This is a genomic window from Pseudomonas sp. MWU16-30323 (genome assembly GCF_020515595.1).
In the GTDB taxonomy this organism is placed as follows: Bacteria; Pseudomonadota; Gammaproteobacteria; order Pseudomonadales; family Pseudomonadaceae; genus Aquipseudomonas; species Aquipseudomonas yamanorum.
On the sequence record NZ_JAIWYM010000005.1, the window covers coordinates 100,528 to 125,454 of the forward strand.

At 62.0% G+C, this 24,927-nt stretch carries 19 protein-coding genes and 1 pseudogene; 11 read left to right on the top strand and 9 right to left on the bottom strand.

From position 1 onward, the window contains the following. Window positions 1-9: 9 nt before the first annotated feature. From efeB to efeU, 3 genes are read right to left on the bottom strand one after another with little or no spacing between them, the layout of a single operon-like run. On the bottom strand, window positions 10-1,317 hold the full coding sequence (efeB, locus tag LIY45_RS08395) for an iron uptake transporter deferrochelatase/peroxidase subunit (protein WP_226475961.1): 1,308 nt from the start codon (window positions 1,315-1,317) through the stop codon (window positions 10-12). 14 nt (window positions 1,318-1,331) lie between these two features. Then, window positions 1,332-2,534: an iron uptake system protein EfeO gene (gene efeO / locus LIY45_RS08400; RefSeq protein ID WP_017479674.1), complete on the bottom strand. Its 1,203-nt coding sequence runs from the start codon at window positions 2,532-2,534 to the stop codon at window positions 1,332-1,334. Window positions 2,535-2,544: 10 nt separating this feature from the next. Further along, window positions 2,545-3,393 carry an iron uptake transporter permease EfeU gene (gene efeU, locus LIY45_RS08405; RefSeq protein ID WP_026078249.1) on the bottom strand — a complete coding sequence of 283 codons (849 nt, stop codon included), beginning with the start codon at window positions 3,391-3,393 and terminating at the stop codon, window positions 2,545-2,547. Between the two features lie 168 nt (window positions 3,394-3,561). Here efeU and LIY45_RS08410 point away from each other — a divergent pair, with 168 nt between their 5' ends. The 3 genes from LIY45_RS08410 (at window position 3,562) to LIY45_RS08420 (ending at window position 7,961) form a co-directional block, all read left to right on the top strand. Continuing rightward, window positions 3,562-4,584: an AraC family transcriptional regulator gene (locus LIY45_RS08410; protein ID WP_226475962.1), complete on the top strand. Its 1,023-nt coding sequence runs from the start codon at window positions 3,562-3,564 to the stop codon at window positions 4,582-4,584. A gap of 176 nt (window positions 4,585-4,760) precedes the next feature. Continuing rightward, window positions 4,761-6,191 (top strand): glutamate decarboxylase, encoded by a 1,431-nt coding sequence (locus LIY45_RS08415; protein ID WP_226475963.1) that lies wholly within the window; start codon window positions 4,761-4,763, stop codon window positions 6,189-6,191. Between the two features lie 69 nt (window positions 6,192-6,260). Further along, on the top strand, window positions 6,261-7,961 hold the full coding sequence (locus LIY45_RS08420) for a TrkA C-terminal domain-containing protein (protein WP_226475964.1): 1,701 nt from the start codon (window positions 6,261-6,263) through the stop codon (window positions 7,959-7,961). 941 nt (window positions 7,962-8,902) lie between these two features. On the opposite strand, the gene LIY45_RS08425 is transcribed toward LIY45_RS08420, so the two are convergent. The 5 genes from LIY45_RS08425 to LIY45_RS08445 form a co-directional block, all read right to left on the bottom strand. Beyond that, on the bottom strand, window positions 8,903-10,318 hold the full coding sequence (locus LIY45_RS08425) for a TolC family protein (protein WP_017479681.1): 1,416 nt from the start codon (window positions 10,316-10,318) through the stop codon (window positions 8,903-8,905). Further along, complete coding sequence (locus LIY45_RS08430) at window positions 10,315-13,494, bottom strand: efflux RND transporter permease subunit (RefSeq protein WP_226475965.1); 3,180 nt, start codon at window positions 13,492-13,494, stop codon at window positions 10,315-10,317. Before LIY45_RS08430 ends, LIY45_RS08425 begins: the two co-directional genes overlap by 4 nt. A 15-nt stretch (window positions 13,495-13,509) precedes the next feature. Further along, the gene (gene mexE / locus LIY45_RS08435) at window positions 13,510-14,751 is read right to left on the bottom strand and encodes a multidrug efflux RND transporter periplasmic adaptor subunit MexE (RefSeq protein WP_226475966.1); all 1,242 of its coding nucleotides are present in this window, start codon (window positions 14,749-14,751) and stop codon (window positions 13,510-13,512) included. A gap of 224 nt (window positions 14,752-14,975) precedes the next feature. Beyond that, window positions 14,976-15,386 carry a DUF3757 domain-containing protein gene (locus LIY45_RS08440; RefSeq protein ID WP_226475967.1) on the bottom strand — a complete coding sequence of 137 codons (411 nt, stop codon included), beginning with the start codon at window positions 15,384-15,386 and terminating at the stop codon, window positions 14,976-14,978. A 68-nt stretch (window positions 15,387-15,454) separates the two neighbouring features. Beyond that, window positions 15,455-15,841 carry a cupin domain-containing protein gene (locus tag LIY45_RS08445; RefSeq protein WP_017479685.1) on the bottom strand — a complete coding sequence of 129 codons (387 nt, stop codon included), beginning with the start codon at window positions 15,839-15,841 and terminating at the stop codon, window positions 15,455-15,457. A 265-nt stretch (window positions 15,842-16,106) separates the two neighbouring features. Here LIY45_RS08445 and LIY45_RS08450 point away from each other — a divergent pair, with 265 nt between their 5' ends. Genes LIY45_RS08450 through LIY45_RS08465 form a run of 4 tightly spaced genes read left to right on the top strand, consistent with a single transcriptional unit; the run spans window position 16,107 to window position 20,581 of the window. Continuing rightward, window positions 16,107-17,093 carry a sugar ABC transporter substrate-binding protein gene (locus LIY45_RS08450; RefSeq protein ID WP_017479686.1) on the top strand — a complete coding sequence of 329 codons (987 nt, stop codon included), beginning with the start codon at window positions 16,107-16,109 and terminating at the stop codon, window positions 17,091-17,093. Beyond that, window positions 17,093-18,628: a sugar ABC transporter ATP-binding protein gene (locus tag LIY45_RS08455; RefSeq protein WP_226475968.1), complete on the top strand. Its 1,536-nt coding sequence runs from the start codon at window positions 17,093-17,095 to the stop codon at window positions 18,626-18,628. Before LIY45_RS08450 ends, LIY45_RS08455 begins: the two co-directional genes overlap by 1 nt. After that, complete coding sequence (locus tag LIY45_RS08460) at window positions 18,615-19,607, top strand: ABC transporter permease (RefSeq protein ID WP_226475969.1); 993 nt, start codon at window positions 18,615-18,617, stop codon at window positions 19,605-19,607. Before LIY45_RS08455 ends, LIY45_RS08460 begins: the two co-directional genes overlap by 14 nt. Then, window positions 19,604-20,581: an ABC transporter permease gene (locus LIY45_RS08465; protein ID WP_226475970.1), complete on the top strand. Its 978-nt coding sequence runs from the start codon at window positions 19,604-19,606 to the stop codon at window positions 20,579-20,581. The genes LIY45_RS08460 and LIY45_RS08465 overlap by 4 nt, the downstream gene beginning before the upstream one ends. 30 nt (window positions 20,582-20,611) lie before the next feature. Here the strand turns inward: LIY45_RS08465 and LIY45_RS08470 are convergent, their stop codons facing one another. After that, entirely contained in the window at window positions 20,612-21,463 is an 852-nt protein-coding gene (locus LIY45_RS08470) for a DUF1989 domain-containing protein (RefSeq protein ID WP_226475971.1), read from the bottom strand. A gap of 193 nt (window positions 21,464-21,656) precedes the next feature. Between LIY45_RS08470 and LIY45_RS08475 the strand changes: the two are divergent. From LIY45_RS08475 to benB, 4 genes and pseudogenes are all read left to right on the top strand, one after another. Next, window positions 21,657-21,902, top strand: a pseudogene (locus tag LIY45_RS08475) (MFS transporter); the annotation flags it as partial. Window positions 21,903-22,020: 118 nt separating this feature from the next. Next, the gene (locus tag LIY45_RS08480) at window positions 22,021-22,980 is read left to right on the top strand and encodes an AraC family transcriptional regulator (RefSeq protein ID WP_226475973.1); all 960 of its coding nucleotides are present in this window, start codon (window positions 22,021-22,023) and stop codon (window positions 22,978-22,980) included. 85 nt (window positions 22,981-23,065) lie between these two features. Continuing rightward, window positions 23,066-24,442, top strand: coding sequence for a Rieske 2Fe-2S domain-containing protein (locus tag LIY45_RS08485; protein WP_226475974.1), 1,377 nt, complete (start codon window positions 23,066-23,068; stop codon window positions 24,440-24,442). Continuing rightward, window positions 24,439-24,927 (top strand): benzoate 1,2-dioxygenase small subunit, encoded by a 489-nt coding sequence (benB, locus tag LIY45_RS08490; RefSeq protein ID WP_226475975.1) that lies wholly within the window; start codon window positions 24,439-24,441, stop codon window positions 24,925-24,927. The genes LIY45_RS08485 and benB overlap by 4 nt, the downstream gene beginning before the upstream one ends.

The following is a 24,927-nucleotide window of genomic DNA, read 5'->3' on the forward strand; positions in this document are numbered from 1 at the left end:
GGGTTTGTTTTAGGTTTTGGCAGTGGTGTGTGGATGTGTCGCATCAAGCAGCGTGCGCCCGATGAAATCCTTGTCCCCGGTGACGCCTGGCAAGGTGAAGAAATAACCGCCGCCGACCGGCTTCAGGTATTCCTCCAGGGGCTCGCCGTTGAGCCGGGTTTGCACGCTGATAAAGCCTTTCTCCAGGTCAGCCTGGTAGCAGATGAACAACAGCCCCATGTCCAGCTGACCGTTTTTGTTGACCCCGTTGGAGTAGTTGAACGGCCGGCGCAGGATCAGGTTGGCCTGGGTCTGTGGGGTGCGCGGGTTGGCCAGGCGGATGTGGGCATCGAGCTTGGTCAACTTGCCTTCCGGGTCCTTGCTGTAGTCCGGCACCTGGGTTTCTTTCAGGCCATCCATGGGCGCGCCACTGGTCTTGATCCGGCCAATGATGCTTTCTTGCTCTTGCAGCGGCGTGCGGTCCCAGCGCTCGACGAAGTTGCGGATGATCCGCACCGCCTGGTAGCTGCCATTGGCGGCCCAGGCCGGTTCGTCACTGCCTGGTTGCACCCACACAATCTGGTCCATCGCCCTGTTGTCGTTGGAGTTCGGGTTGGCCGAGCCGTCGCGGAAACCGAGGAAGTTGCGCGCGCTTTGCGCCGGCTCGCCGGGGCGGGCAGGGGCCTGGGGCGGCACGCTGCCTTCCTGTTTCCAGCGCACCAGCAGCAGGTCCGGCAGGTTTTTCACGATGTCGCGCAGGGCGTGGATATTGGTGTCCGGGGTGTTGGAGCTGAACTGCAGGCTCAGGTCGCCGTGGCACTGCGCCGGTTCCAGCGCATCGTTGGGGAAACCGACCATGCGGATCAGGCGCTTGGGCTTGGCCGCAGCCAGGCCAAAGCGTTCGTCGAACAGCGACTCGCCCACCGACACGGTGATGGTCAGGTTGTCTGGCGTTACCACCGGGCCGAGGATGCCGGAGTCGGTGGGGGGCAGTTTCGGGTCGACTTGCACCACAGTGCCGCCGGTCATCAGGAACGCGATGCGCTCGTTCAAGGTGCGGAACAGCCGCTCCAGGTCCTCGCGGTCGCTGGCCAACACGTCGAATGCCACGAGCATGCCGCAGGCCGGGCGCGGGGTGACGATGCCGGTCTGGTGCTTGCCGCGGTAGTCGTGGTGGTCCTGGGTCTTTTCACTGCTGGGCGCGGTGGTGACTTGCGCGGCAGCGTTGGCGGCCATCGCCGGGCAGCTCAGGCTGCTGCCGGCAATCGCGGCGCCGGTGGCGGCCATGCCCAGCAATACACGACGGCGCTGGGATGAAAACTGTTCTGAATCACTCATATCTACGGTCGTCTTCACTTCAGGCCGGAAAGGCCAAGGGCGGGGTCGATTCCATCGAGTGCAACGGCCAGAGCCTTGGCCTTGTCGGCGATCTGCTTGCGCTGATCGGCGGTAACGCTGTCATACGAGGCGTAGCGGCCATCGACTTTCAAACCGTTGAGTTCGGCGTCGAGGGCGCTGATCGCACTGTCGATCCCCGGCAACAATTGCGCGGCGGATTTGGTCAACAGCGGACGCATCAGGTCGACCACTTTGCGGGCGGCGTCCAGGTTGGCGGCGAAGCCGTTGAGGTCGGTGTGGCTGTAGCGTTCTTCCTCGCCGCTGGCGGCGCGTACGTCGGCCAGGCTGTTGAGGTTGCGCACCACGATGCTCACCAGTTGCTCCGGCGGCAGCGACTGGGCCAGCAACTGTTGCTTGAGGCTGGTCACATCGGTGACCAGGCGCTGGGCAATCGGCGCCAGGCCGTCGAGGTTGCGTTGCTGGAACAGGCCGTACTCGAGGCGGTGGAAGCCGCTGAACGCCGGGTCCTGCTCGCGTTTTTCAAAGTAGTCGGCGCGGGCGTTGATCGCGTTGTCCAGTTCCGCCAGGCGTTGGGAGGCCGGGGCCAGACGCTGGTAGGCCTCGCGGGCCGGTACATAAAGTGCCTGGGCCTGGGCGAGGTCGCCGGCTTCGATGGCCTGCTCAAGTGCCGTAACGGCCTTGACCAGGGCACTGCCCTGGCTGCTCAGGTACACGCGGAATTCCGACAGCGGGCCGATAAACGCCACCATCGACGGCTTGGCCTTGGCTTGCGCGTCCGACTCGGCAGTTGGCGTCACCGTCAAGGTGCCTCGTGGGTTGCTCAGCAGGCCGCAGGTGATCTGGTAGTCGCCGGGCAGCAGGTTGGCGTTGATCACCTGGCTCAGGCCCGGGGCGATGTTTTCGCGCTCTTCGACCACCAGCACGCCGTCGAGGATTTCCCATTCCACGGCACGGTCCGAGCGGTTGATGATGCGGAAACTGGCGCGTCCGGCCGGCACCGTCAGCGCATTCGGCTCGCAGCTGTGGGCGTGGATCGTCACCGCGATTTCATTGTGGTTGGCCTGGCGCTTGGAGGCAGCCAGTTGCGAGGCGTAGTAGAACAGGCCACCGGCGGCGATCATCACGACCACCGAGCCGCCCACCGCCCAGCGCAAGGCGCGGGACGGCGGAGCCGGTTGAGGGGTTTGGTTGGACAAGAGGCGGTCCTTACTGGCTGGAAACGGAAGAAGTTGTGCGGGTAGCCGGCTTGCTGGGCGGCGCGGGCAGGAAGAACATCACCAGGGCCACCACCAGGTAAATCAGGTAGGCGCCGAGGGTGCTGACGGTCGGGGCGTCCTGATAGCCGAACATGCCGGCCAGCACCGAGCCCAGCGGGCCATCCATCGGCAGCGTCGCGCTGAAATCGAACAGGACGGTTTGCAGGTGGTTCCACACCCCGGCTTCGTGCAGGGCTTGTACCGAGTTGGCGAGGATGCCGGCGGCAACCACCAGGATGAACAGCCCGGTCCAGCGGAAGAACGCGCCGAGGTTCAGGCGCATGCTGCCGGTGTAGATCAGGAAGCCGACGATGATCGCCAGGATCAGGCCGAGCAGGGCACCAATCGGCGCACCCGGGCCTTCGCTTTGCTGGAACACCGCCAGCAGGAAGAACACGGTTTCCAGGCCTTCCCGGGCCACCGCGAAAAACACCATGGCGATCAGCGCTGTCACCTGGTGTTTGGAGCCGGCGAGGGCGTGATCAAGGGATTCATGCAGGGAATGCTTGATGGAGCGCGCCACCTTGCGCATCCAGAACACCATGGAGCTGAGAATGCCCACAGCCACCAGGCCGACGATGCCTTCGAACAGTTCCTGTTGTTTCTGCGGGAATTCGGCACTCACCAGTTCCAGGCCACCGCCGACCAGCAGCGCAAGGGCGGCTGCCAGAAACACGCCGATCCACACTGCGGGCATGTACTGGCCACGGCCAGTCTGCTTGAGGTAGCTGGCAATAATGCCAACGATCAAGGCGGCTTCTATGCCTTCGCGCAGCATGATGAGAAAAGGAACAAGCATTCGGCACCGAATCGTCACTAGATAGGAGGCTAAGTTGTAACATAATGATACTCATTGCTAAACAAGAAATATTGACCTTTACTGAACCTTGACTGAACGGTGGTGGCAAACCGCAACCGCCACTAGAATGCGCGGCATCGTCCCAGCCACCGGATTGCGCCATTCCCCATGTCGGAAAAAGACACGATTTCCATCCAACTGGTCCGCGAAGCCCTGTTGCAGAGCTGCGCGCCGGGTGCGGCGACCGATGAAGTGTTGAGCAAAGTCGGGATCAGTCCAGCGCTGCTGGAACAGCCAAGTGCACGTGTTCCGGCAACGGCGTACGCGCGCCTCTGGCGCCTGCTGGCACGGCGCATGGACGATGAATTCTTTGGCATGGACCCGCGCAAGCTCAAATCCGGCAGCCTGGAATTCCTGTGCCGGGCCTCCATGGCACAACCCACCCTGGCCGCCGCGCTGGAAACCGGCCTGGGCTTCCTGTCGCTGATGCTTGAGCGCATGCCGGCGCAACTGGTACGCCAGCAGAGTCTGGCGGAAATCGTCTTGTTGGAGCCAGAGCCCGAACCCAAGCGGGCCTTCACCTACTTCGCCTACTGGATGATCGTCCATGGCGTCGCCTGTTGGCTGGCGGGGCGACGCATTCCGATCCTGGCGATTGAGCTGCGCTGCTCGCCGCCGGACTTCTGCGACGACTACCAAGTGATGTTCTCCGACAACCTGCGCTTCGACCGGCCGCGCACCCGGATGATTTTCTCGGCCGACTGCCTCGACCTGCCGATCAAGCGCAGCCCGGAAGAACTCAAGCGTTTCCTGGCCCACGCGCCCGCCAACATCCTGGTCAAATACCGCGACCCGGACAGCCTCGCCACCCGCATCAAGACCGACCTGCGGCAGATGCCCGCCGACACCTGGCCGGAAACCGAAGGCCTGGCGGCGTCCTTGTGCATCTCGGCCTCGACCCTGCGCCGGCGCCTGGCGGAAGAAGGGCAGACCTACCAGGGCCTCAAGGACAGCGTGCGCAAGGAATTGGCGATCGTCTGGCTGGCAGACGCCGACATCAGCTTTGCCGAGATCGCCACGCGCCTGGGGTTTGCCGATGCCAGCTCGTTCTACAAGGCGTTTCGCAAGTGGTCGGGCTCCAACCCCGGACACTATCGCAGCCTGATATTGAACGAAGCACTGAGCCAATAGGTCACTGCCAGGCTGCACTGACTATCCACGGCTTTAATGACCTGGGTCACTTACCTGTGCCTCGATGCGTGTGATATTCGGCGCCACCGCTCCATCGTTCGTTTCCTGACGCAGCCTGATCGGCATTTGTCGCGATCAACGTCTACGCCATTTCCCTCATTCAAGAGCAGGATTTCATGGCACTTCACAGAACCGTAGAGACTCAGGACCAAGCCATCGAAGACGTCTATTCGAGTGGCTCCGCCCAGCACAAGCTGCCCAAATATCGCCTTCCGGACCACTCGACCACGCCGTCCGCCGCCTACAACCTGGTGCGCGACGAACTGCTGCTGGACGGCAATTCCCGGCAAAACCTGGCGACCTTCTGCACCACCTGGGTCGAGCCCGAAGTGCAGCAGTTGATGGCCGACGCCCTCGACAAGAACATGATCGACAAGGACGAGTACCCGCAGACGGCCGAGATTGAAAACCGGTGCGTGCACATCATTGCCGACCTGTGGCACGCGCCGAAGTCCTGGCAAACCGTTGGCTGTTCCACCACGGGCTCCAGCGAAGCGGCGATGCTCGGGGGCCTGGCCCTTAAATGGAGCTGGAAAAAACGCCGGGAAGCGGCGGGGTTACCCACCGACAAACCGAACTTTGTGTGTGGTCCGGTGCAGATTTGCTGGAAGAAATTCGCCCGCTATTTCGATGTGGAAATCCGCGAAGTGCCGTTGCGCGGTGATGCATTAGGCCTGCGCCCGGCCGACCTGCGGGAATATTGCGACGAGAACACCATTGGCGTGGTGGCGACCCTGGGCGTGACCTTTACCGGGATCTACGAACCGGTCGCCGCCCTGGCGGCCGAGCTGGACTCGATGCAACGCGATCTTGGCCTGGATATTCCGATTCATGTCGACGCGGCGAGCGGTGGGTTTATCGCCCCGTTCATTCAGCAAGAGCTGCAATGGGACTTTATGATCGAGCGCGTCAAGTCGATCAACGCTTCCGGCCACAAGTACGGCCTGGCGCCGCTTGGCGTGGGCTGGGTGATCTGGCGCTCCACTGAAGACCTGCCGGAAGAGCTGATTTTCTACGTCGACTACCTGGGCGGCAACATGGCGACCTTTGCCCTGAACTTCAGCCGGCCCGGCGGTGAAATCATCGCCCAGTACTACAACTTCCTGCGGCTCGGGCGTGACGGCTACACCCGTATTCAACAGGCGTGCTCCGATACGGCGCAGTGGCTGGCATCGGAAATCGCCCAGTTCGCCCCACTGGAACTGGTGTACGACGGCAACGACGGGCTGCCGGCGGTCTGCTACAAGCTCAAGGACGGCGTAGACCACGGCTTCAGCCTCTACGACCTGTCGGAGCGTGTGCGCATGCGCGGCTGGCAGATTGCGTCTTACCCGTTGCCGTCCGACCGTCAGAACATCGTGGTACAGCGCATCCTGGTGCGGCATGGCGTGAGTCGTGACCTGGTGGCGTTGCTGCTGGAGGACCTGCGCAAGGCCGTTGCCTACCTGCAGAAAAACCCGGTGGAGCATTCCGACGCGGGCCCCAGCTTCAGCCATGGCGCCATCGCCGACCCGGTCATCCCGGCCGACACCCCGAACCTCGACTGAACGCACTGAAAACCCACCGGGCCTTGAGGCCCGGTACCTTTAGCGTTGCATCGCCAGGTACGAATCATCGTGACTGCCTTCTTTACTTTCCTGCACGACAACCCTTACATCCTGCTGTTCCTGGTGGTTGGCCTGTCCGTCTGGGTCGGGCGCGGCACTATCAAGGGCTACGGCCTGGGCGCGGTGGCCGGGGCCATCGTGATCGGCTGCGCGATTGCGACCTGGGCGTCGTACTACGGCGTGCATTTCGAACTCGATAACTTCACCAAGAGCCTGTTTTATTACCTGTTCATGTACGGCGTCGGGTTGCGGGTCGGGCCTTCGTTCATCAACAGCCTCAAGGGCGATGGCCTGAAGTTTACCTTCCTGGCGATTCTGTCCTCGTTCCTGGGGCTGGGCATCGTGGTGCTCGGCGTGCGGCTGCTGTCCCTGCCGGTAGGCGCGGCAGGCGGGATTCTCGCCGGTTCGCAAACCATGTCGGCGGCCATCGGTTCCGCCGAGCAGGCCATCACCTCGGGCGTGGTGCCACTGCCGCCGGGCACCACGGCGGCAGCGGCCACGGCGATGATCGCGCTGTCCTACGGCATCACCTATATCTGGGGCACAGTCGGGATCATTCTGATCTGCAAATACCTGCCGCGCTGGTGGGGCGTGGATGCGCGCAAGGCCGCCAAAGAGTTTGAGGTGGAGCACGGCGTGCCGAACGTCGACGATGCCGGGCTCAGCGGCTATCGACCGTTTGATCTGCGGGCTTATCGCCTGGTAAACCCGGAGCTGGTAGGACAAAGCATCGCGCAGTTTCGCCAGCGCTTTGCGCTGTACCAGATCGAGAACATCGAGCGTGGCGACGAGTTGCTGGGAGCCGATCCGACATTGATGTTGCAGTTGGGCGATGTGATTGCCCTGGGTGGCAGCCTGGATGCACTGACCGACCACATGGGCCTGATCGGGCCGGAGGTGCCGGATGCCCGGGCCCTGAATATACCGCTGGATGAAGCGGTGATTCTGGTGACCCACAAGAATGCAGTGGGCAAGGCGCTCAAGGAATTCAGCCAGTCGCCGATTGCCGGGCAGGTGCAGTTGGTGGGGATTGAGCGGGGAGGGGCGCCGATTCCGGTGGGGCTGGAAACGCGGTTGCAGCGCCTGGATGTGATGCACCTGATTGGCTTGCGCAGTGCCATCGACAAGGCCACGGCGTTACTGGGCAAGGCGGGACGGCCGAGTACGGCGACCGATTTGCTCACGCTGTCGTTGGGCATGGTGCTGGGGTTGCTGATCGGCCTGATTCAAGTGCCGGCGTTCGGGGCGGCGGTGGGCCTGGGGAATGCGGGTGGGTTGCTGGTGTCGGGGATTATCGTCTCGTCGCTGGTGTCGCGGGTGCGGTTTTTTGGGAATACGCCGAATGCGGCGCGCAACATTCTCGAGGACATGGGGTTGATTTTCTTTGTCGCAATTGTGGGGGTGAATGCCGGGGCCAATCTGGTTTCGCAGATCAGCGCGATCATTGCGTTGAAGATCTTTTTGCTTGGGTTTGTGGCTTGCACGATTCCACCGTTTATTGTTTGGGCGGTGGGGTTTCATGTGTTCAAGATTAATCCGGCGATTCTCATGGGCGGTGTTGCGGGGGCGCGGAGTCACTCGGGGCCTGCGCGGGAGGCGGCCAAGGAAATTGATAGTACGGTGCCGTGGATTGGGTTTCCGGTGGCGTATGCGGTGTCGGGGATTTTGCTCACGGTGTTTGGGTACTTTGCCATGGTGCTTGCGCGGTAGCGTATTGGGTACATATCCGTTGCTGCGGTAACGGCGGCTTATGGTTCCGCTCTTACAGCGGGTCACTTTTGGCAAACGCCCGGAATGCCGGCCCAGCCAAAAGTAACCAAAAGGTCTTTGCCCCACCACTCGGTGCCTCGCCTAGGCTCGGCATGCCCGCACTCCGGCCCGATTCCGCGGGCCGCCGCGACGGGCCATCCATGGCCCGGCGCGGCTAAATCGGCATCCCTGCCGATTTACCCGCTCCACCGTGCCTACTTGCGGCCATCGTGGTTAACGGGGCCCGCAGATCAAAATCAAAAGCAGATCAAAAGCAAGAGCACAGCGGCCTACAGGCCGGCTTGAGTGTTAAAAGCAAAAGCAAAGACCAGAGCGAAAGCAAAGCTGCTTTTCTGTGGGAGCTGGCTTGCCTGCGATGCAGACAACTCGGTGCATCAGGTACATCCAGTTGATGCTATCGCAGGCAAGCCAGCTCCCACATTTGACCGTGCCCGCTTTAGCTTTTGATTTGGCTTTTGCTTCACAACACTCAAGCCGGCCTGTAGGCCGCTGTGCTCTTGCTGTTGATCTTGATTTTGATCTTAGGCGCCCCGTTAAACCACGCTGGCCGAACGCAGGCTTTGGAGCGTGGGTAACCCGGCAGGACGCCGGGTTAGCCGTCCTGGGCCAAGGATGGCCCATGACGGCGGCCCACGGTCCAAAGCCGGAGTGAGGGCACACCGAGCCCAAGCGAGGTGCCGAGTGGTGGGGCAAGAGCGTTTTGCTTACTTTTGCGCTCTTCAAAAGTGAGCCGCTGTAAGAGCGGAACCAATAGCAGCCCTGACCGAAATAACGGATATGTACCCACCACAAACGAGCAAAAAAAAGCCCCGCGACCGAATGACGGCACGGGGCTAAAAATTGGCTGGATGCGACCAACCAAAGGAGCTCTTTAAATCACATCACTTGGCACTGGCAATGGTGGTACTCGGCTGCCACCCACCCCCCAACGCCTTGTAAATCGCGACAATCCCCCGATACAGATCCACTTCGGCCTGAGCCTGCGAATCCTCGGCGGCCAAACGCTCACGCTGCGCGTCCAGCAACACCAGGAAGTCCACCGTCCCTTCGCGGTAACGAATCTCCGCCAGATCCGCAGCAGCCCGGCTCGACTCACTCTGACGAATCAGCGAAACCAACCGCTGCTGGCGTTTACCGTAATCACTGAAGGCGTTCTCCGATTCTTCCAGCGCCAGCAACACCTGCTGCTCATAGCTCGCCAGAGCACCATCCGCCTCGGCATCCGCACCACGCAACCGCGCCCGCACACTGCCCAGGTCAAACGCCGCCCAGGTAATGCTCGGCCCCAGGGACCACGCATTCGCCGCCGCCGAACCAATCTGCGACCCACGCCCAGCGGTAAACCCGAGGAACCCACTGAGACTCACCCGCGGAAACAGATCAGCCTTGGCCACCCCAATCCGCGCTGTGGCCGCTGCCAACTTACGCTCGGCACTGAGAATGTCCGGACGACGTTGCAACAGTTGCCCCGGATCACCAATCGGCAAGGCCTTGGCAATCGCCGGCAAATCTTTCGGGCTCAAGTCCACGGTCAACTTGTCCGGACGCTGGCCGAGGAGGGTAGCGATGCGATTACGCTCGCGCACTTCCTCCGCCTGCAGCTGCGGCACACTGGCTTCTACAGCCGCCAGCCGCGCATCGGCCCGCACCACATCGAGCTGATCACCCACACCGGCATCCCGCAGGCTGACGGTGATACCGCGCGAGTCTTCCTGGTTCTTCAGGTTGGCCACCGCGATTTTCTCGCGCAGTTGCGCGCCCCGCAGTTGACCGTAAGCGTCCACCAATTCGGCAATCATGGTGACTTGCAGTTGATACAGGTCGGCCTCGGCAACCTGTTGGTCAGCGTCGCTGGCCTCCAGGTTGCGGCGGATCCGCCCGAACAAGTCCACTTCCCAGGCCATGTCCAGGCCCAGGTCATAACGCTCACTGTTGACGCGCTTGGTGGTCTGGCCCGGAATCTGGCCTTTGCCCACGTCGCTGCTGGCGCGGCTGGTGATCACCGGCATCACGTCATTGGCGGCGTCGTCACGAATCGCCCGGGCTGCCCGCAGGCGGGCAAATGCCACCCGCAGGTCACGGTTACCGTTCAGGGATTGAGTCACCAACTGGTTAAGGGTCGGGTCCTCGAACTGCTGCCACCAGATGCCTTCGAACTTCGCGTGGTCGTACTGCTTGGCGTCGGCGGCGGCCGTTACGTTGGCCGCCTCCAGTGGCTGGGTTTTATAGTCCGGGCCCACGGCACAGGCGCTCAGCGCCAGTACCAGCAAGCTCGGCAAAAATACTTTCACGCTCATTGCTGTGTCTCCAGCTTCAAGGCCTTGGCCGCTTTGCGCGCTTCACCGCGTTCAACAAACCGGCGGATCAGTACATAGAACACTGGCGTCAGCAGCAGACCGAAGAAGGTCACGCCGATCATCCCGGAGAACACCGCCACACCCATGGCATGACGCATCTCGGCACCGGCACCGCTGGACATCACCAGCGGCACCACACCCATGATGAAGGCAAACGAAGTCATCAGGATCGGCCGCAGACGCAGACGGCAGGCTTCCAGTACCGCAGCGAGCGGGTCGAGGCCTTCCTGCTGTTTATCCTTGGCGAACTCGACGATCAGAATCGCGTTCTTACACGCCAGGCCCACCAGTACGATCAGGCCGATCTGGGTAAAGATGTTGTTGTCGCCGCCGGAGATAATCACCCCGGTGATGGCCGACAGCAGGGTCATCGGTACGATCAGGATCACCGCCAGTGGCAGGCTCCAGCTTTCGTATTGGGCGGCCAGTACCAGGAACGCCAGCAGTACGCAGAGCGGGAATACGAACAGCGCGGTGTTGCCCGAGAGGATTTGCTGATAGGTCAGGTCGGTCCACTCGTAGGTCATGCCGTTGGGCAGTTCGTCTTTCAACAGTTTCTCGATCGCCGCCTGGGCCTGGCCGGAGCTATAGCCCGGTGCGGCGTTGCCGTTGATCTCGGCGGTGATGAAGCCGTTGTAGTGCATCACGCGGTCCGGGCCCGAGGTGTCGCTGACCTTGATGAAGGTCGCCAGCGGGATCATCTCGCCTTTGTTGTTGCGCACTTTCAGCTGGCCGATCTGGTCTTCATCCTGGCGGAACTGTTGCTCAGCCTGCACGTTGACCTGATAGGTACGCCCGAAGCGGTTGAAGTCGTTGGCATATAACGAACCCAGGTAGATCTGCAGGGTGTCGAAGATGTCGCTGATCGCCACGCCGTGGGTCTTGGCCTTTTCGCGGTCGATGGCAGCATCGACCTGGGGCACGTTGACCGTGTAGCTGGTGAACAGGCCGAACAACTCAGGCACGCCACGGCTCTTGGTAATGATGTTCTGCACTTCTTTGTACAGCTCGTCGTAACCCAGGTTGCCACGGTCTTCGACCTGCAGGCGGAACCCGCCGATCGTACCCAGGCCCTGTACCGGCGGCGGCGGGAAGATCGCCATGTAGGCTTCCTGGATGCTGCTGTACTTGCCGTTCAGTGCACCGGCAATCGCACCGGCAGACAGGCTCGGGTCTTTACGCTCATCGAACGGCTTCAAGGTTACGAACACGATGCCGTTGTTCGGGCTGTTGGTAAAACCGTTGATCGACAAGCCAGGGAAGGCAATCGCGCTTTCCACGCCGGGTTGTTTCATGGCGATGTCGGACATGCGCTTGATCACGTCTTCGGTGCGGTCCAGGCTCGCGGCGTCCGGCAATTGTGCGAAGGCCACCAGGTATTGCTTGTCCTGGGCCGGTACGAAACCGGTCGGCGTGTGGGCAAAGCCCAGCCAGGTCAGGACCATCAGGCCGGCATACAGGAACAGCGCGATGCCACTGCCGCGGATCACCCGGCGTACGGTGCCGACGTAACCATGGCTGGCCTTGTCGAAGAAGCGGTTGAACGGTTTGAACAACCAGCCGCCCAGCATCTTGTCGAGGAACCTGGAGAAGCCGTCTTTCGGCGCGTTGTGGCCTTTGAGCAAGACCGCTGCCAGGGCGGGCGACAGGGTCAGCGAGTTGAACGCCGAAATCACCGTCGAGATCGCAATGGTCAAGGCGAACTGCTTATAGAACTGGCCGGTCAAGCCGCTGATAAAGGCCGCTGGAATGAACACCGCACACAGTACCAACGCGGTTGCGATGATCGGGCCAGTCACTTCGCTCATGGCCTTTTCGGTGGCCGGGAACGGTTCCAGTCCAAGCTCGATGTTGCGCTCGACGTTCTCCACCACCACGATGGCGTCGTCCACCACGATACCAATCGCCAACACCAGCCCGAACAGCGACAGCGCGTTGAGCGAGAAGCCAAACAGGTGCATCACCGCAAACGTACCGATCAACGAAACCGGCACTGCTACCAGTGGAATGATCGACGCGCGCCAGGTCTGCAGGAACAGGATCACCACCAGCACCACCAGGATCAGTGCTTCAAACAAGGTGTGAACCACGGCCTCGATGGAACCCCGCACAAACACGGTAGGGTCGTAGGCGATGCGGTAATCCATGCCCTCCGGGAAGCTCTGTTTCAGCTCCGCCATCTTGGCGCGTACTTCATTGGAGATGTCGATGGCGTTGGAGCCCGGGCGCTGGAAGATCGGGATCGCCACGGCCGGTTGGTTGTCGATCAACGAGCGCAGGGCGTACTGGCTGGAACCCAGCTCAACCCGCGCGATGTCTTTCAGGCGCGTGATTTCGCCATTAGCCCCGGCGCGGATGACGATGTTCTCGAACTCTTCCTCAGTGACCAGTCGGCCCTGGGTGTTGACCGACAGCTGGAAGCTGGTGTCAGTCGGCGCAGGTTGCGCGCCCAGTGCACCGGCCGCTACCTGGCGGTTCTGTTCGCGGATGGCCGTCACCACATCGGTGGCGGTCAGGTTGCGCGAGGCGGTCTTGTTCGGATCGAGCCACACACGCAGGGAGTAGTCGCCCATGCCGAACAGCTGCACGTCACCCACGCCGCCCAGGCGTGCCAGCTCATCCTTGATATTCAGGATCGCGTAGTTGGACAGGTACAGCATGTTGTAGCGCTGATCGGGGGAGGTGATGTGCACCACCATGGTCAGGTCGGGAGAGGCCTTGTCCACGGTAATACCGATGCGCGTCACTTCCTCGGGCAGCTTGGGCTGAGTCCGGGTTACCCGGTTCTGCACCTGTACCTGCGCGTTGTCCAGGTCGGTGCCCAGGGCGAAGGTGATGGTCAGGGTCAGCTTGCCGTCGGCGGTCGATTGCGAGGACATGTACAGCATGTTCTCGACGCCGGTGATGGCTTGCTCCAGGGGCGCGGCCACGGTTTCACCGATGACCTTGGGGTTGGCGCCCGGGAAGTTGGCGCGGACCACTACAGTCGGCGGCACCACTTCCGGGTATTCACTGATCGGCAGCTGGAACAGTGAAATCGCGCCGGCGATCAGGATCAGCAGCGAGAGCACTGCTGCGAAGATCGGCCGCGAAATGAAGAACTTGGAAAAATTCATCTTGAGTCGTATCCCTTAACCGCGTGGAGTCGCGACACTGGCGAGCTTGGGCGCGGCTTTATCCGGCGCCACTTGCTCCAGGTTGCTGGCTTCAAGCGCTTGTCGTTGTTGTGCCAAGGCGGCGAGGGTTTCCTTGCTGGCCATCGGGATGGTTTCCGGCGCCACCGGCGATCCCGGGCGAACGCGCTGCAAGCCCTTGACGATGATCGTGTCGTCCTTGGTCAGGCCGCTGCGCACGATGCGCAAGCCTTCGATCTTCGGCCCCAGTTCCACGGCGCGATAGGCCGGCTTGTCGCCGTCCATCACCAGTACGAATTTCTTGCCCAGGTCGGTGCCCACGGCTTCGTCGCTGATCAGTACGGCGGAGTAGGTGCCGCTGCCCACCAGCTTCAAGCGGGCGTACAGGCCAGGGGTGTATTCGCCCTTGCTGTTATCAAACACGGCGCGACCGCGAATGGTGCCGGTGGCCGGGTTGACCTGGTTGTCGACGAAGTTCATCTGGCCCAGGTGCGGGTTGCCGGTTTCATTGGACAGGCCCATGTACACCGGGGTGGTCGCGCCACGGCGGCCCTGGCGCGCGAGTTCGGTGTACTTGAGGTACACACGTTCATCGGCGTCGAAGTAGGCGTAGACCTTGTCGGTGGAGACCACGCTGGTCAGCGCGGTGACATCGGCGGTCACCAGGTTGCCGGCGGTGATCTCGGCACGGCTGACACGGCCGCTGATGGGCGAGGTGACACGGGTGAAGCTCAGGTTCAGCTTGGCCAGGTCCAACTGCGCCTGGATCCCGGCAACAGCGGCGCGGGCCTCCTGGGCGGCGGTGGTGCGCGAGTCGGCCAGTTCGGCGGAGATCGCATTGCTCTGGCGCAGGCGTTCGCCGCGCTGGGCTTCGTTATCGCTGCGGGTGGCGGCGGCCTTGGTTTGTGCGAGTTGTGCTTCGAGGCGGCGCACCTCAGCCTGGAATGGGCGAGGGTCGATCTGGAACAGCAGGTCTCCTTTCTTGACCAGCGCGCCTTCGGTGAAGGCGACCTGATCGATCTGGCCCGACACCCGCGGACGGATCTCCACGGTTTCCGGCGCTTCGAGGCGGCCGGTGAATTCGTCCCATTCGTTGACCGGTTGTTCCAGCACCTTGGCCACGCTGACGTGGCTTGGTGGCATGGCGGCCGCTTGTTCCGGCGCCTTGCCGCAGGCGCTCATCACCATCACGGCCAAAATGGCCAAGGGATAGCGCAAATGTTTGAGTGACTGTTCCATGAGGTGCATCCGCCAATGTATTTAAGATGGGCGGATCATGCTCGGCAGGGTGCTATCTCACGAATCGAATGAAACAAAGGTAACTATCATTCGGAATGATATAAGCGTAAAGCGAGCCCTCTAGCATGCAGGTTTCGTTAGGGAGCTATCAATGCGGTTGATGACAAAGGACTGTTGCGCAGGATGCAAGGAACAGTGCGCCCCATAAACTGTCGGCGTGCTGGCTATTCAAAGGTGCAGAGCGCCGGGTTGGTTGCCGTGCATTCGTTGCCTGCCCATGCGCTGCCGACCGGCTTGGCATTGACCGGGTTTTTCAGGGTCATGCTCACCGGCTCATGGTTCTGATCCAGGTAGTGGCATGCCACCGACGACTGACCCTGGCTGCTTTGGATCACCGCCTTTTCGAAGTGGACCTGATGCAGGTCCTTCTGCTCTGTCATCGGGTTTTGCCCGGTCCATTGCTGGCCGCCCGGGCCGGACGCGGTGTAGGCGACCACTTCCCCGGTCGGCGTCTTTTTGAACGCGTCTTTAAGGGCATCGGTGGGCGGGCAGGCGCCAGTGCCGGCGTAGGCGTTGCCCGCCAACGCCATCAGGGTCATCACGAGGGCTGAGGTTATCTTGAGCTGCCTGTTCATCACGCGTGCTCCTGGCCTGGAGAAACAGTGAGGTGAAGACTAGCCCAAACAGGCAACGCGGGAGGGTGCTAAATCCACACGTCGTTGATTGCCGTACGCTCTCCACCTTCGGCGCCGGTGTTCAACACACCGCAGGGCTCGATCAACAGCAGCTTCACCTCACCCAAGGCGTGCGGCTTGTGCTCGACGCCTTTGGGCACCACGTACATTTCCCCTTGGCCGATGGTCACCGCGCCGTCGCGGAAGTCGATGCGCAGCGTGCCTTCCAGGACGATAAAGGTTTCATCGGTGTCGGCATGGTCGTGCCAGATAAAGTCGCCTTCAATCTTCACCACCTTGAACTGGTAGTCGTTCATTTGCGCGACGACCTTGGGCGCCCATTGCTCGCTGAACAGGGCGTACTTCTGGGCGAAGTTGATCGAAGCGTAATTCGTCGAAGCTTGGCTAGCAGGCATTGTAGGTTCCAGGGTTTCAGGACATTGGAGCCTTAAGTTAGGCCCAACGGCCGGCCGGATATTGAATGATCGTGCAGCGCGCGATGGTCCTGGGGGCGTGCAACTGTTGGCTGTGCAACAGCAGTCGGACAGTTGTGGTTTGCTCGAGACAGCACAACATCGCCCGTTGTTTTTATCGCATTGATTTTATTGAAAATAATTTGTGGCATGGGCTCTGCAATACACACAGGTGAACCCTTTCACCCGTCGCTCAGCGGAGCCCTGTATGCCTTGCACTTTTTTCTCGCGTTCCCGTTTCATCTGGCTTGGCGCAGCGCTGTTGCTGGGCCACGCCGCCCTGTCCCAGGCCGCCGAGGGCGACGATGCAGTGCCGTCCCTGGCCGGCAAGCGCATTGCCGTGAGCATGACCGGCACCAGTCACTATTTCGATATCAAGGCATTCCAGGCCCAGGTCGACGAGATCAAGCGCCTCGGCGGCACGCCCATCACCCTCGACGCCGGGCGCAATGACAAGAACCTGGTAACCCAGCTGCAAACCGTGGTCACCCAGAAACCCGATGCGGTGATCCAGACCCTCGGCACCCTCAGCGTGATCGACCCGTGGCTCAAGCGCATCAGCAAGGCCGGCATCCCGCTGTTCACCATCGATGCGCCTTCGCAGTACAGCCTCAACAACACCACCTCGGATAACGTCGCCACCGGCAAGGCCCTGGCCGACCAACTGATCAAGGATGCCGGCGGCAAGGGCAAGATCCTGGTGTTCAACGGCTTCTACGGCGTGCCGGTGTGCGCGATTCGCTATGACCAGTTGAAGCTCGCGCTCAAGGACCATCCGCAACTGGAAATCATCGAGCCGGAGTTGCGGGATGTGATCCCCAACACCGTGCAGGATGCCTATTCCCAGGTGTCGGCGTTGCTCAACAAGTACCCGGCCGGGAGTGTCTCGGCGATCTGGGCGGCGTGGGACATTCCGCAACTGGGGGCGAGCAAGGCGTTGATCGATGCCAAGCGCACCGAAATCAAGACCTACGGTGTGGACGGCACGCCGGAAGTGCTGGAGCTGCTCGGCCAGGCCAATTCGCCGGTGGGCGCGGTGGTCGCCCAGCAACCGGCACTGATCGGCAAGACCGCGGTGCAGAACGTGGCGCGCTACCTCGCCGGGCAGCGTGACCTGCCCAAGGAGACTCACGTCGCGACGCTGCTGACCACGGCTGCCAACCTGGCGCAGGTCCAGCAACTGCGGGGTGATTGATGGCCGCGTTGCACTTGCAGCACCTGCACAAACGGTTTGGCGCCACCGTGGCGCTGGATGATGCGAGCCTGAAAGTCGAACGCGGCACCATTCACGGTCTGGTGGGCGAGAACGGGGCCGGTAAGTCGACCTTGATCAAGGTCCTGGCGGGGATCCACACGGCGGACTCGGGGCAGGTGAGCATTGATGGCCAGGCGTATGCCGCGCTGTCGCCGCGCCAGGTGGACGCGCTGGGCGTGCAGTTCATCCATCAGGAGCGGCTGTTGCCAGCGAGTTTTACGGTGGGCGAGGCGTTGTTTTTCGGGCATGAATTACGCCGTGGTCCGTTTGTGGATCGGCGCCGGCAGCAGCGCGAGGCCGAGCGTTTGCTGGCGGAATATTTTGAACTGCAACTGCCGGCCGGCGCGTTGGTGGGCGAGCTGAACAGCGCCGAGCGCCAAGTGCTGCAAATCACTCGGGCATTGATTCGCCAGCCGAAGATCCTGGTGTTCGACGAGCCCAGCGTGGCGTTGGTCAAGCGTGAGGTCGACCAGTTGCTGCGGATCGTCAAGCGCCTGCGGGACCAGGGTTTGTCGATCCTCTATATCTCCCATTACCTGCAGGAAATCGACAGCCTGTGCGATGAGGTGACGGTGTTGCGCAATGGCCGCGATGTGGCGGTGGTGAAGCCACGGGATACCTCCAGCGCGCAGATTGCGCGGTTGATGGTCAACCGTGAGGTACAGGACATGTATCCCAAGGTTCAGGTCGAACTGGGTGAGCCGTTGCTGCAGGTGCAGTCTCTGAGTCTGGCCCGGCGTTACCGGGAGATCGACCTGGAGCTGCGCCGAGGCGAAATCGTCGGCTTGACCGGGCTGGTCGGGTCGGGTGCCAAGGACTTGCTCAAGACCCTGTTTGGCGTGGTGCATGCCGACAGCGGCAGCATCCACCTGGAAGGCCGTTTGTTGCGCCTGCGTTCCCCCGGTGACGCCATCGCCCAAGGGATTGCCCTGGTGCCGGAAGAGCGCCGCAGCCAAGGAATTTCACCGCTGCTCTCGGTGCTGGAAAACCTCACGCTGGCCGGGCTGGCGCGGTTCAGCCGTTGGGGGTTGCTGAACAAGCGCCAGGAACAGGCTGAAAGCCTGCGGCTGATCGACGAACTGGCGATCAAGGCGCCGGGGCCGCAGGCGGCCGTCAGCCAGCTCAGCGGGGGTAACCAGCAGAAAGTTGCCTTGGGCAAATGGCTGAGCCGGCGTTCCGCCGTTTACCTGTTGGATGAGCCCTGCGTGGGCGTGGATGTCGGCGCCAAAGTCGAGATCTATCGCCTGGTCGGGCGCCTGGTGGAAGAGGGCGCTGCGGTGCTGGTGCTGTCTTCGGACTTGCCCGAGCTGCTGGGAATTTGCGACCGCATTCTGGTATTGCATCGAGGCGAGATTGCCGGCGAGTTCCTGGCCGGTGAGGCGGACAGCGATCAACTGCTGGCGTGTGCCACCGGGGCTGTGCCGCCCACGGTCACCGTGCCGGTGAATCGGGAGGTGGCGCATGTCCCTGCTTGAAACGGCTGCGCCGGGGTTGTCCCAACGGTTGTGGGTGCTGTTGTTGCGGCGAGGTTCGGTGGGTGTGTTCCTGGCGATCCTGCTGGGGTTTGCAGTGGCCGCGCCCAACTTCCTGTCGGTGGGCAATATCGCCAATGTGTTCAGCCAGTCGGCCATCCTGGGGGTGCTTGCCTTCGGCCTGACCTGCGTGATCATCGGCGGCGGTTCCAACGTGGTATCCGGTGGGCTTGACCTGTCCCTGGCGGCCAACCTGGGGTTGTGCGCTGCGGTGTTCAGCCGACTCAATAATGCCGGTCTCGACCTTTGGGCCAGCCTGCTGCTGACCTTGGGCTGCGGCCTGGCCGTCGGCCTGCTCAATGGCCTGGCCGTGGTGGTACTGCGTTTGCCACCGTTGCTCGCGACCCTGGCAAGCATGAATGTGCTGGCCGGGCTGGAACTGGTCTTGACCGAAAATACGGTGGTTTCCACCGACTCACCGTTGCTCGACCTGCTCAGCGGCGGGACCTGGCTGGGCGTGCCGGCACTCGCCTGGGTGTTGCTGGTGACAGGCTTCGTGCTGACGTTGCTGATCCAGCACACCGCCTACGGACTGCGTCTGCATGCCGTCGGGGAGTACCCGCACGCCGCCGAGGCCGCCGGGATTCGAGTGCCGGCGTATGTGCTTTCCAGCTATCTGCTGTCGGGGGTGTGTGCGGCCGTGGCGGCCTTGTGTTCAGCGGCGTTTTTCAGCGGCAGCACCACCGGCTCCGGCGACATGCTGCTATCGGTGGTGGCGATTGCTTTTCTCGGGGTGGTGTTCTCCCGGCGACTGGTGGCGAGCATTCCCGGCACCTTGCTCGCAACCTTGCTGATCGGCTTTTTGATCAACGGGTTTCAACTGCTCAACCTGTCGAGCTTCTGGGTCAACGGTGTGCAGGGCGTGCTGATTTTGCTGGTGGTCGCGGCGTCCAGTGCATTGAACCGGGGAGAGCCTTCATGAGTCAGGTTTCAACGCTACAAGCGCGTGGTGGCGGCTGGCGTTCGCTGTTGCCCCTGACGTTGCCGCTGGTGTTCGTGGCCATCGTCGTGGTGTTTGCCTGGCAGGCACCGGGGTTTCTCAGTGGCGGCAACCTGAAAAGCCTGGTGCTGAACAACTTCGTGCTGCTGGCGATTGTCGCCATCGGCATGACCTACGCGGTGGCGGCCGGTGGCATCGACCTGTCGGTGGGCACCGCGCTGGACTTTGCCAGCTTCAGCTTTGTGGTGTTACTTAACGCCGGGCACGGGCTGGGTGTAGCGATTGCCGGTGCGCTGGCTGCCGGGCTGCTGGTAGGCCTGTTCAATGCCGGGTTGATCGCGGGTCTGCGGATCAGCCCGTTCCTGGCCACCCTCGGCACCTTGTTTATCGGCACCAGTGCCCAGCAGTTGCTCTCGGACGGCGGCCAGCCGATCTACATCGCCCAGGGTTTCAAGCCGGAACTGGCGAGTGTCAGCCCGTTGGGTGTGCCGTTGCCGTTGCTGGTCGTGCTGGTATTGGCAGTGGTCTACGGCCTGCTGCTGGCCCGTGGGCGCCTGGGGCGCGAACTGCTGGCCCAGGGCACCCAGCCGCTGCTGGCGTATTACTCGGGGTTGTCGGTGCGGCGCATCGTCACCACCACGGTGCTGGCGGCGGCGCTGGCGTGCGGGGTAGCGGGGATTCTGCTGAGTTCGACGGTGAGCGCTTATGTGCCGCTGTCGGGCAATGCATTCTTGCTGAATGCGATTGGCGCGGTGTTTATCGGCACCACATTGAACCGCCAGGGCCGGGCGAATATTCCGGGCACGCTGCTGGGGGTGTTGTTTATCAATGTGATCGCCAACGGCTTGTTGTTGATCGGCTGGAATTTCTACTGGCAACAGGTGGCCACCGGCGTGCTGATTTTTGTGGTGCTGGCTTTCAGTTTTATCAGCCGCAGGATCGCCCAGAACACCTGAGGCGCGGCGCCCCAGGTGTCAATCCGGCGGTTACTTTTCCCAGTCAGCCTTGGGAATCAACAGGCCATGGTTGCCGTTGTAGGCCGCGCGCTCGGGCTGTTTCCAGCCTTCCAGCAGCGCGTCGTCGAGGCGGTAGATTTCCACTCCCAACGGACGGCAGACCTTCAGCGGGTCTTCCGCGTCCGGCCCCCACATCGGCAGTGACAGGTCGCCACCCGGGCAGGTGGAGAGGGCGCACAGCAGGTCGATTTCGGCAAAGAACTCCAGGTAGTCGCCCTGTTTGGCCGGGCAGGCTTTCATGAAGTACATGTCGTCGTGATTGAGGCCGGTGCATTGGAAGATGTTCAGCACATCGTGCACGTCGAACTCGGTCAGGCCATGGGGCAGTACAGCGCGAGTCAGATTGGAATGGCAATGGTGGTGGAAGTCTTCGCCGGTGAGCATCTTGTTCACGTAAGGGTCGCAGCGCGTGCCCAGCAAATCATGCAGGCGCCCGCCGTGTTCGTCGATGCCATAGTCGGCCAGGCTGTCATCGGTGATGGTGACCATCGGCCGCAAAAACGGGAGGTTCGACCACAGGCGGTCGTAGGTGGTGACGTGAGCGCCTTGCAACTGGCGGGTACGTGCGGCCCACATGCGTTCGCGCGGGTCGTTGGCATTCCACACGTTGAAGTCGCCCACCTGCGGGCCCACCGGCGTGGTCACGCGGAATACATGGCCGGCCGGTACTTTCCAGGCGCGGCCGGTGCGGATCGGCACGTCGAACTGCTCGATCAGGGTGCGCCCATCCCGGGACTCGCGCACGCGGTCATAGAAGGCTTTGTCGACCTGCAAGGCAGCGCCTTTGCTGACTTGGTAGGCCGCTGGATAATCCTTGTACATGGTGGGACCTCTTTTCAAGGGAATGGGAGGCTACGCAAGCGTCTATCGTGCCAAGTGTGGTCCAGCAGGGAAATAAAGCTCAGAGGCGCGCCTGAAAAAATCGCTTATTGATAAAGTACCGGTTCGAAACCCTGAGTGAACAGCAACCGTTGGGCACTGGTCCTATTCATTCTGTTTGTGGGTGGCCTATACCCAGGCGCAGATGAGCGACGCTTCAACCTTGTTCAGCCTGTTTTTCCAACTGAGCATGGCCATGGGCGTGGCGATTGGCGCGCTGTTGTTACGTTTTGCCATGAATTTTCACGGCAATACCGGGCAGGCCGCCACCGCCGATTTCCAGCTGACGTTTCTGCTGGTGGCGGTGATTGCCGGCGTGGCGCTGCTGGATAACCTGCGGCTGCCGCCCCAGGCCGGGGAGTCAGTGCTGCAACGCAAGTGAACCCACGATACCTGCGAGGTATGAAGCAACACCTATTGAATATTGGACGGTTCGAGTCCTCCGCATCACTCTGCGGCGACGTACAGACGCAGGGCCCATAACAATAAAAGGCGCAACCATGACCGTGCTATTGAGTGAGCGCAGCCAGATTTTCGACCGTGCAGATGCCTATGCCGTGTCCGACTACGTCAACCAGCACGTAGGCAGCCACTGCATCCGCCTGCCACCCAAGGGCCGCCCGCAGGCGAGCATCAGTCACCGAACCTTCTCCAGCCTCGACCTGTGCCGCATCAGCTACGGTGCGCCGGTGCGGGTGACGTCGGTGGCGCTGGAAACCATCTACCACCTGCAAATCCTGCTGCACGGCCACTGCCGCTCGAATTCCCGTGGCGAAGAGCAGGTGCTGGGCCCAGGGGAGGTGCTGCTGATCAATCCGGATGACCCGGTAGACCTGACCTATTCCGCCGACTGCGAGAAATTCATCGTCAAAGTGCCGGTGCGCCTGCTGGAAAACGCCTGCCTTGAACAGCACTGGACGTTGCCGCAGCCGGGCATCCGTTTCGCCGCACCGCGCCATGCACTCACTGAAATGGGCGGGTTCCTGCAACTGCTGGGCTTGATCTGCCACGAGGCCGAAAACGCCGCCGAACCCGAAGTGCAGGGCCTGTACGAGCGCATCGTGGCCAATAAGTTATTGGCGCTGCTGGCCAGTAACGTCCTGCGGGTGGTCCCGCGGCCCGATCAAGGTGGCGGCTTTGAAGCGGTGCGCCAGTTTATCGAGGAGCACCTGACGGACGACATCAGCGTCGAGCAACTGATGGCCATCGCCAGGGTCAGCGAACGGTCGCTGTATACCTTGTTTGAACGCCAGGTCGGCCTGTCACCTCGGGACTACATGCGCCAGCGCAAGCTGGAGCGGGTGCACGCCATGCTGCAACGGGCCACGGCGCGCAGCGTCACCGAGGTGGCGCTGGATCACGGGTTCGTGCACCTGGGACGCTTCTCCGAGGCCTATCGCAAACGCTTCGGCGAGTTGCCCTCGCAGACCTGGAAGCGCCGGCTTGCGCCAGGCGGATAGCGAATTGCAGTCAGCGGATATTGATAGGTCGGGCAAGCAAATAGGGTGGGAGGGCCTGATACAAGAACAACCGAGGGCCTACCCCATGATCAGCACATTCGACCGACTCGCCCGACAATTGCGCGACTCCGTCCAGGAAGATCCCGCCACCGGGGTGTTCCGCTGCCGCCGCGACATCTTCACCGACCCCGACCTGTTTGCCCTGGAGATGAAACACATTTTCGAAGGCGGTTGGGTCTACCTGGCACACGAAAGCCAGGTGCCCGAGATCAATGACTACTTCACCACCTGGATCGGTCGCCAACCCGTGGTCATCACCCGTGACAAACAAGGCACGCTACACGGCCTGGTCAACGCCTGTGCCCACCGCGGCGCCATGCTCTGCCGCCGTAAACAAGGCAACAAAGGCTCGTTTACCTGCCCGTTCCACGGCTGGACCTTCAGCAACGCCGGCAAGCTGCTCAAAGTGAAGGACGCCAAGACCGGCGCCTATCCCGAGCGCTTCGACTGTGACGGCTCCCACGACCTCAAGCGCCTTGGACGCTTCGAAAACTATCGCGGTTTCCTGTTCGGCAGCCTCAGCGAGACGGTGCCGGAACTCAGCGACTACCTGGGGGAAACCCGGGTGATCATCGACCAGATGGTCGACCAGGCACCCCTGGGCCTGGAAGTGCTGCGGGGCAGTTCGTCGTATGTGTACGACGGCAACTGGAAGCTGCAGATCGAAAACGGCGCCGACGGTTATCACGTCAGCTCGGTGCACTGGAACTACTCGGCCACCATGGGCCGGCGCAACTACGAAGCCGAAGGCACCCGTACCGTCGACGCCAATGGCTGGTCGAAAAGCCTGGGCGGCGTCTACGCCTTCGAGCACGGGCATATCCTGCTGTGGACGCGCCTGCTCAATCCCGAAGTGCGCCCGGTGCACGCACACCGCGAGGCGCTGGCCGAGCGCCTGGGCCAGGAGCGTGCGGACTTTATCGTCGATCAAACCCGCAACCTGTGCCTCTACCCGAATGTGTACCTGATGGACCAGTTCTCCACGCAGATCCGCGTGGTGCGCCCGATTGCCGTCGACAAGACCGAGGTCACGATCTACTGCATGGCGCCAAAGGGCGAAAGTGCCGAGGAGCGCACCACGCGTATTCGCCAGTACGAAGATTTCTTCAACGTCAGCGGCATGGGTACGCCGGACGACCTCGAAGAATTTCGCGCCTGCCAGACCGGCTACCAAGGCGCGACCACCTTGTGGAACGACCTCAGCCGCGGCGCGAAACAATGGGTGGAAGGCGCCGACGACAACGCCCGGGCCATGGGCATGAATCCGCAGCTCAGCGGCGTGAAAACCGAAGATGAAGGCCTGTTCGTGCGCCAGCACGCCCATTGGGCCCAGAGCCTGCAACGGGCGATCGAGCGCGAACAGCAAGGCTTGATCGTCACAGACAAGGAGGTGCTGTCATGAGCCCTTCCCGTGACCGCCTGCTGGACTTTCTATACCGCGAAGCCCGCCTGCTGGATGACCGCCAATGGGACGAATGGCTCGAATGCTATTCACCCAAGGTCGAGTACTGGATGCCGGCCTGGGATGACCACGACACCCTGACCGAAGACCCCCAGAGCGAAATCTCGCTGATCTATTACCCCAGCCGCGACGGCCTGGAAGACCGGGTGTTCCGGATCAAGACCGAGCGCTCCAGCGCCAGCACCCCGGAGCCGCGCACCGCGCACCTGATCACCAACCTCGAAGTGCTGGCCGACGACGGTCAGCACGTGGAGTTGCGTTTCAACTGGCAAACCCTCAGCCATCGCTACAAGACCACGGATACGTACTTCGGTACCTCGTTCTATCGCCTGGACATCCGCGCCGAACAGCCGCTGATCACGCGCAAGAAAGTGGTGCTGAAAAACGACTACATCCATCAGGTCATCGATATCTACCACATCTGA

Coding starts and splice junctions, on each gene's coding strand:
- efeB (WP_226475961.1), bottom strand. CDS start 1,317: ATGAGTGATTCAGAACAGTTTTCATCCCAGCGCCGTCGTGTATTGCTG.
- efeU (WP_026078249.1), bottom strand. CDS start 3,393: ATGCTTGTTCCTTTTCTCATCATGCTGCGCGAAGGCATAGAAGCCGCC.
- LIY45_RS08410 (WP_226475962.1), top strand. CDS start 3,562: ATGTCGGAAAAAGACACGATTTCCATCCAACTGGTCCGCGAAGCCCTG.
- LIY45_RS08415 (WP_226475963.1), top strand. CDS start 4,761: ATGGCACTTCACAGAACCGTAGAGACTCAGGACCAAGCCATCGAAGAC.
- LIY45_RS08425 (WP_017479681.1), bottom strand. CDS start 10,318: ATGAGCGTGAAAGTATTTTTGCCGAGCTTGCTGGTACTGGCGCTGAGC.
- LIY45_RS08430 (WP_226475965.1), bottom strand. CDS start 13,494: ATGAATTTTTCCAAGTTCTTCATTTCGCGGCCGATCTTCGCAGCAGTG.
- mexE (WP_226475966.1), bottom strand. CDS start 14,751: ATGGAACAGTCACTCAAACATTTGCGCTATCCCTTGGCCATTTTGGCC.
- LIY45_RS08440 (WP_226475967.1), bottom strand. CDS start 15,386: ATGAACAGGCAGCTCAAGATAACCTCAGCCCTCGTGATGACCCTGATG.
- LIY45_RS08445 (WP_017479685.1), bottom strand. CDS start 15,841: ATGCCTGCTAGCCAAGCTTCGACGAATTACGCTTCGATCAACTTCGCC.
- LIY45_RS08450 (WP_017479686.1), top strand. CDS start 16,107: ATGCCTTGCACTTTTTTCTCGCGTTCCCGTTTCATCTGGCTTGGCGCA.
- LIY45_RS08455 (WP_226475968.1), top strand. CDS start 17,093: ATGGCCGCGTTGCACTTGCAGCACCTGCACAAACGGTTTGGCGCCACC.
- LIY45_RS08460 (WP_226475969.1), top strand. CDS start 18,615: ATGTCCCTGCTTGAAACGGCTGCGCCGGGGTTGTCCCAACGGTTGTGG.
- LIY45_RS08465 (WP_226475970.1), top strand. CDS start 19,604: ATGAGTCAGGTTTCAACGCTACAAGCGCGTGGTGGCGGCTGGCGTTCG.
- LIY45_RS08470 (WP_226475971.1), bottom strand. CDS start 21,463: ATGTACAAGGATTATCCAGCGGCCTACCAAGTCAGCAAAGGCGCTGCC.
- LIY45_RS08480 (WP_226475973.1), top strand. CDS start 22,021: ATGACCGTGCTATTGAGTGAGCGCAGCCAGATTTTCGACCGTGCAGAT.
- LIY45_RS08485 (WP_226475974.1), top strand. CDS start 23,066: ATGATCAGCACATTCGACCGACTCGCCCGACAATTGCGCGACTCCGTC.
- benB (WP_226475975.1), top strand. CDS start 24,439: ATGAGCCCTTCCCGTGACCGCCTGCTGGACTTTCTATACCGCGAAGCC.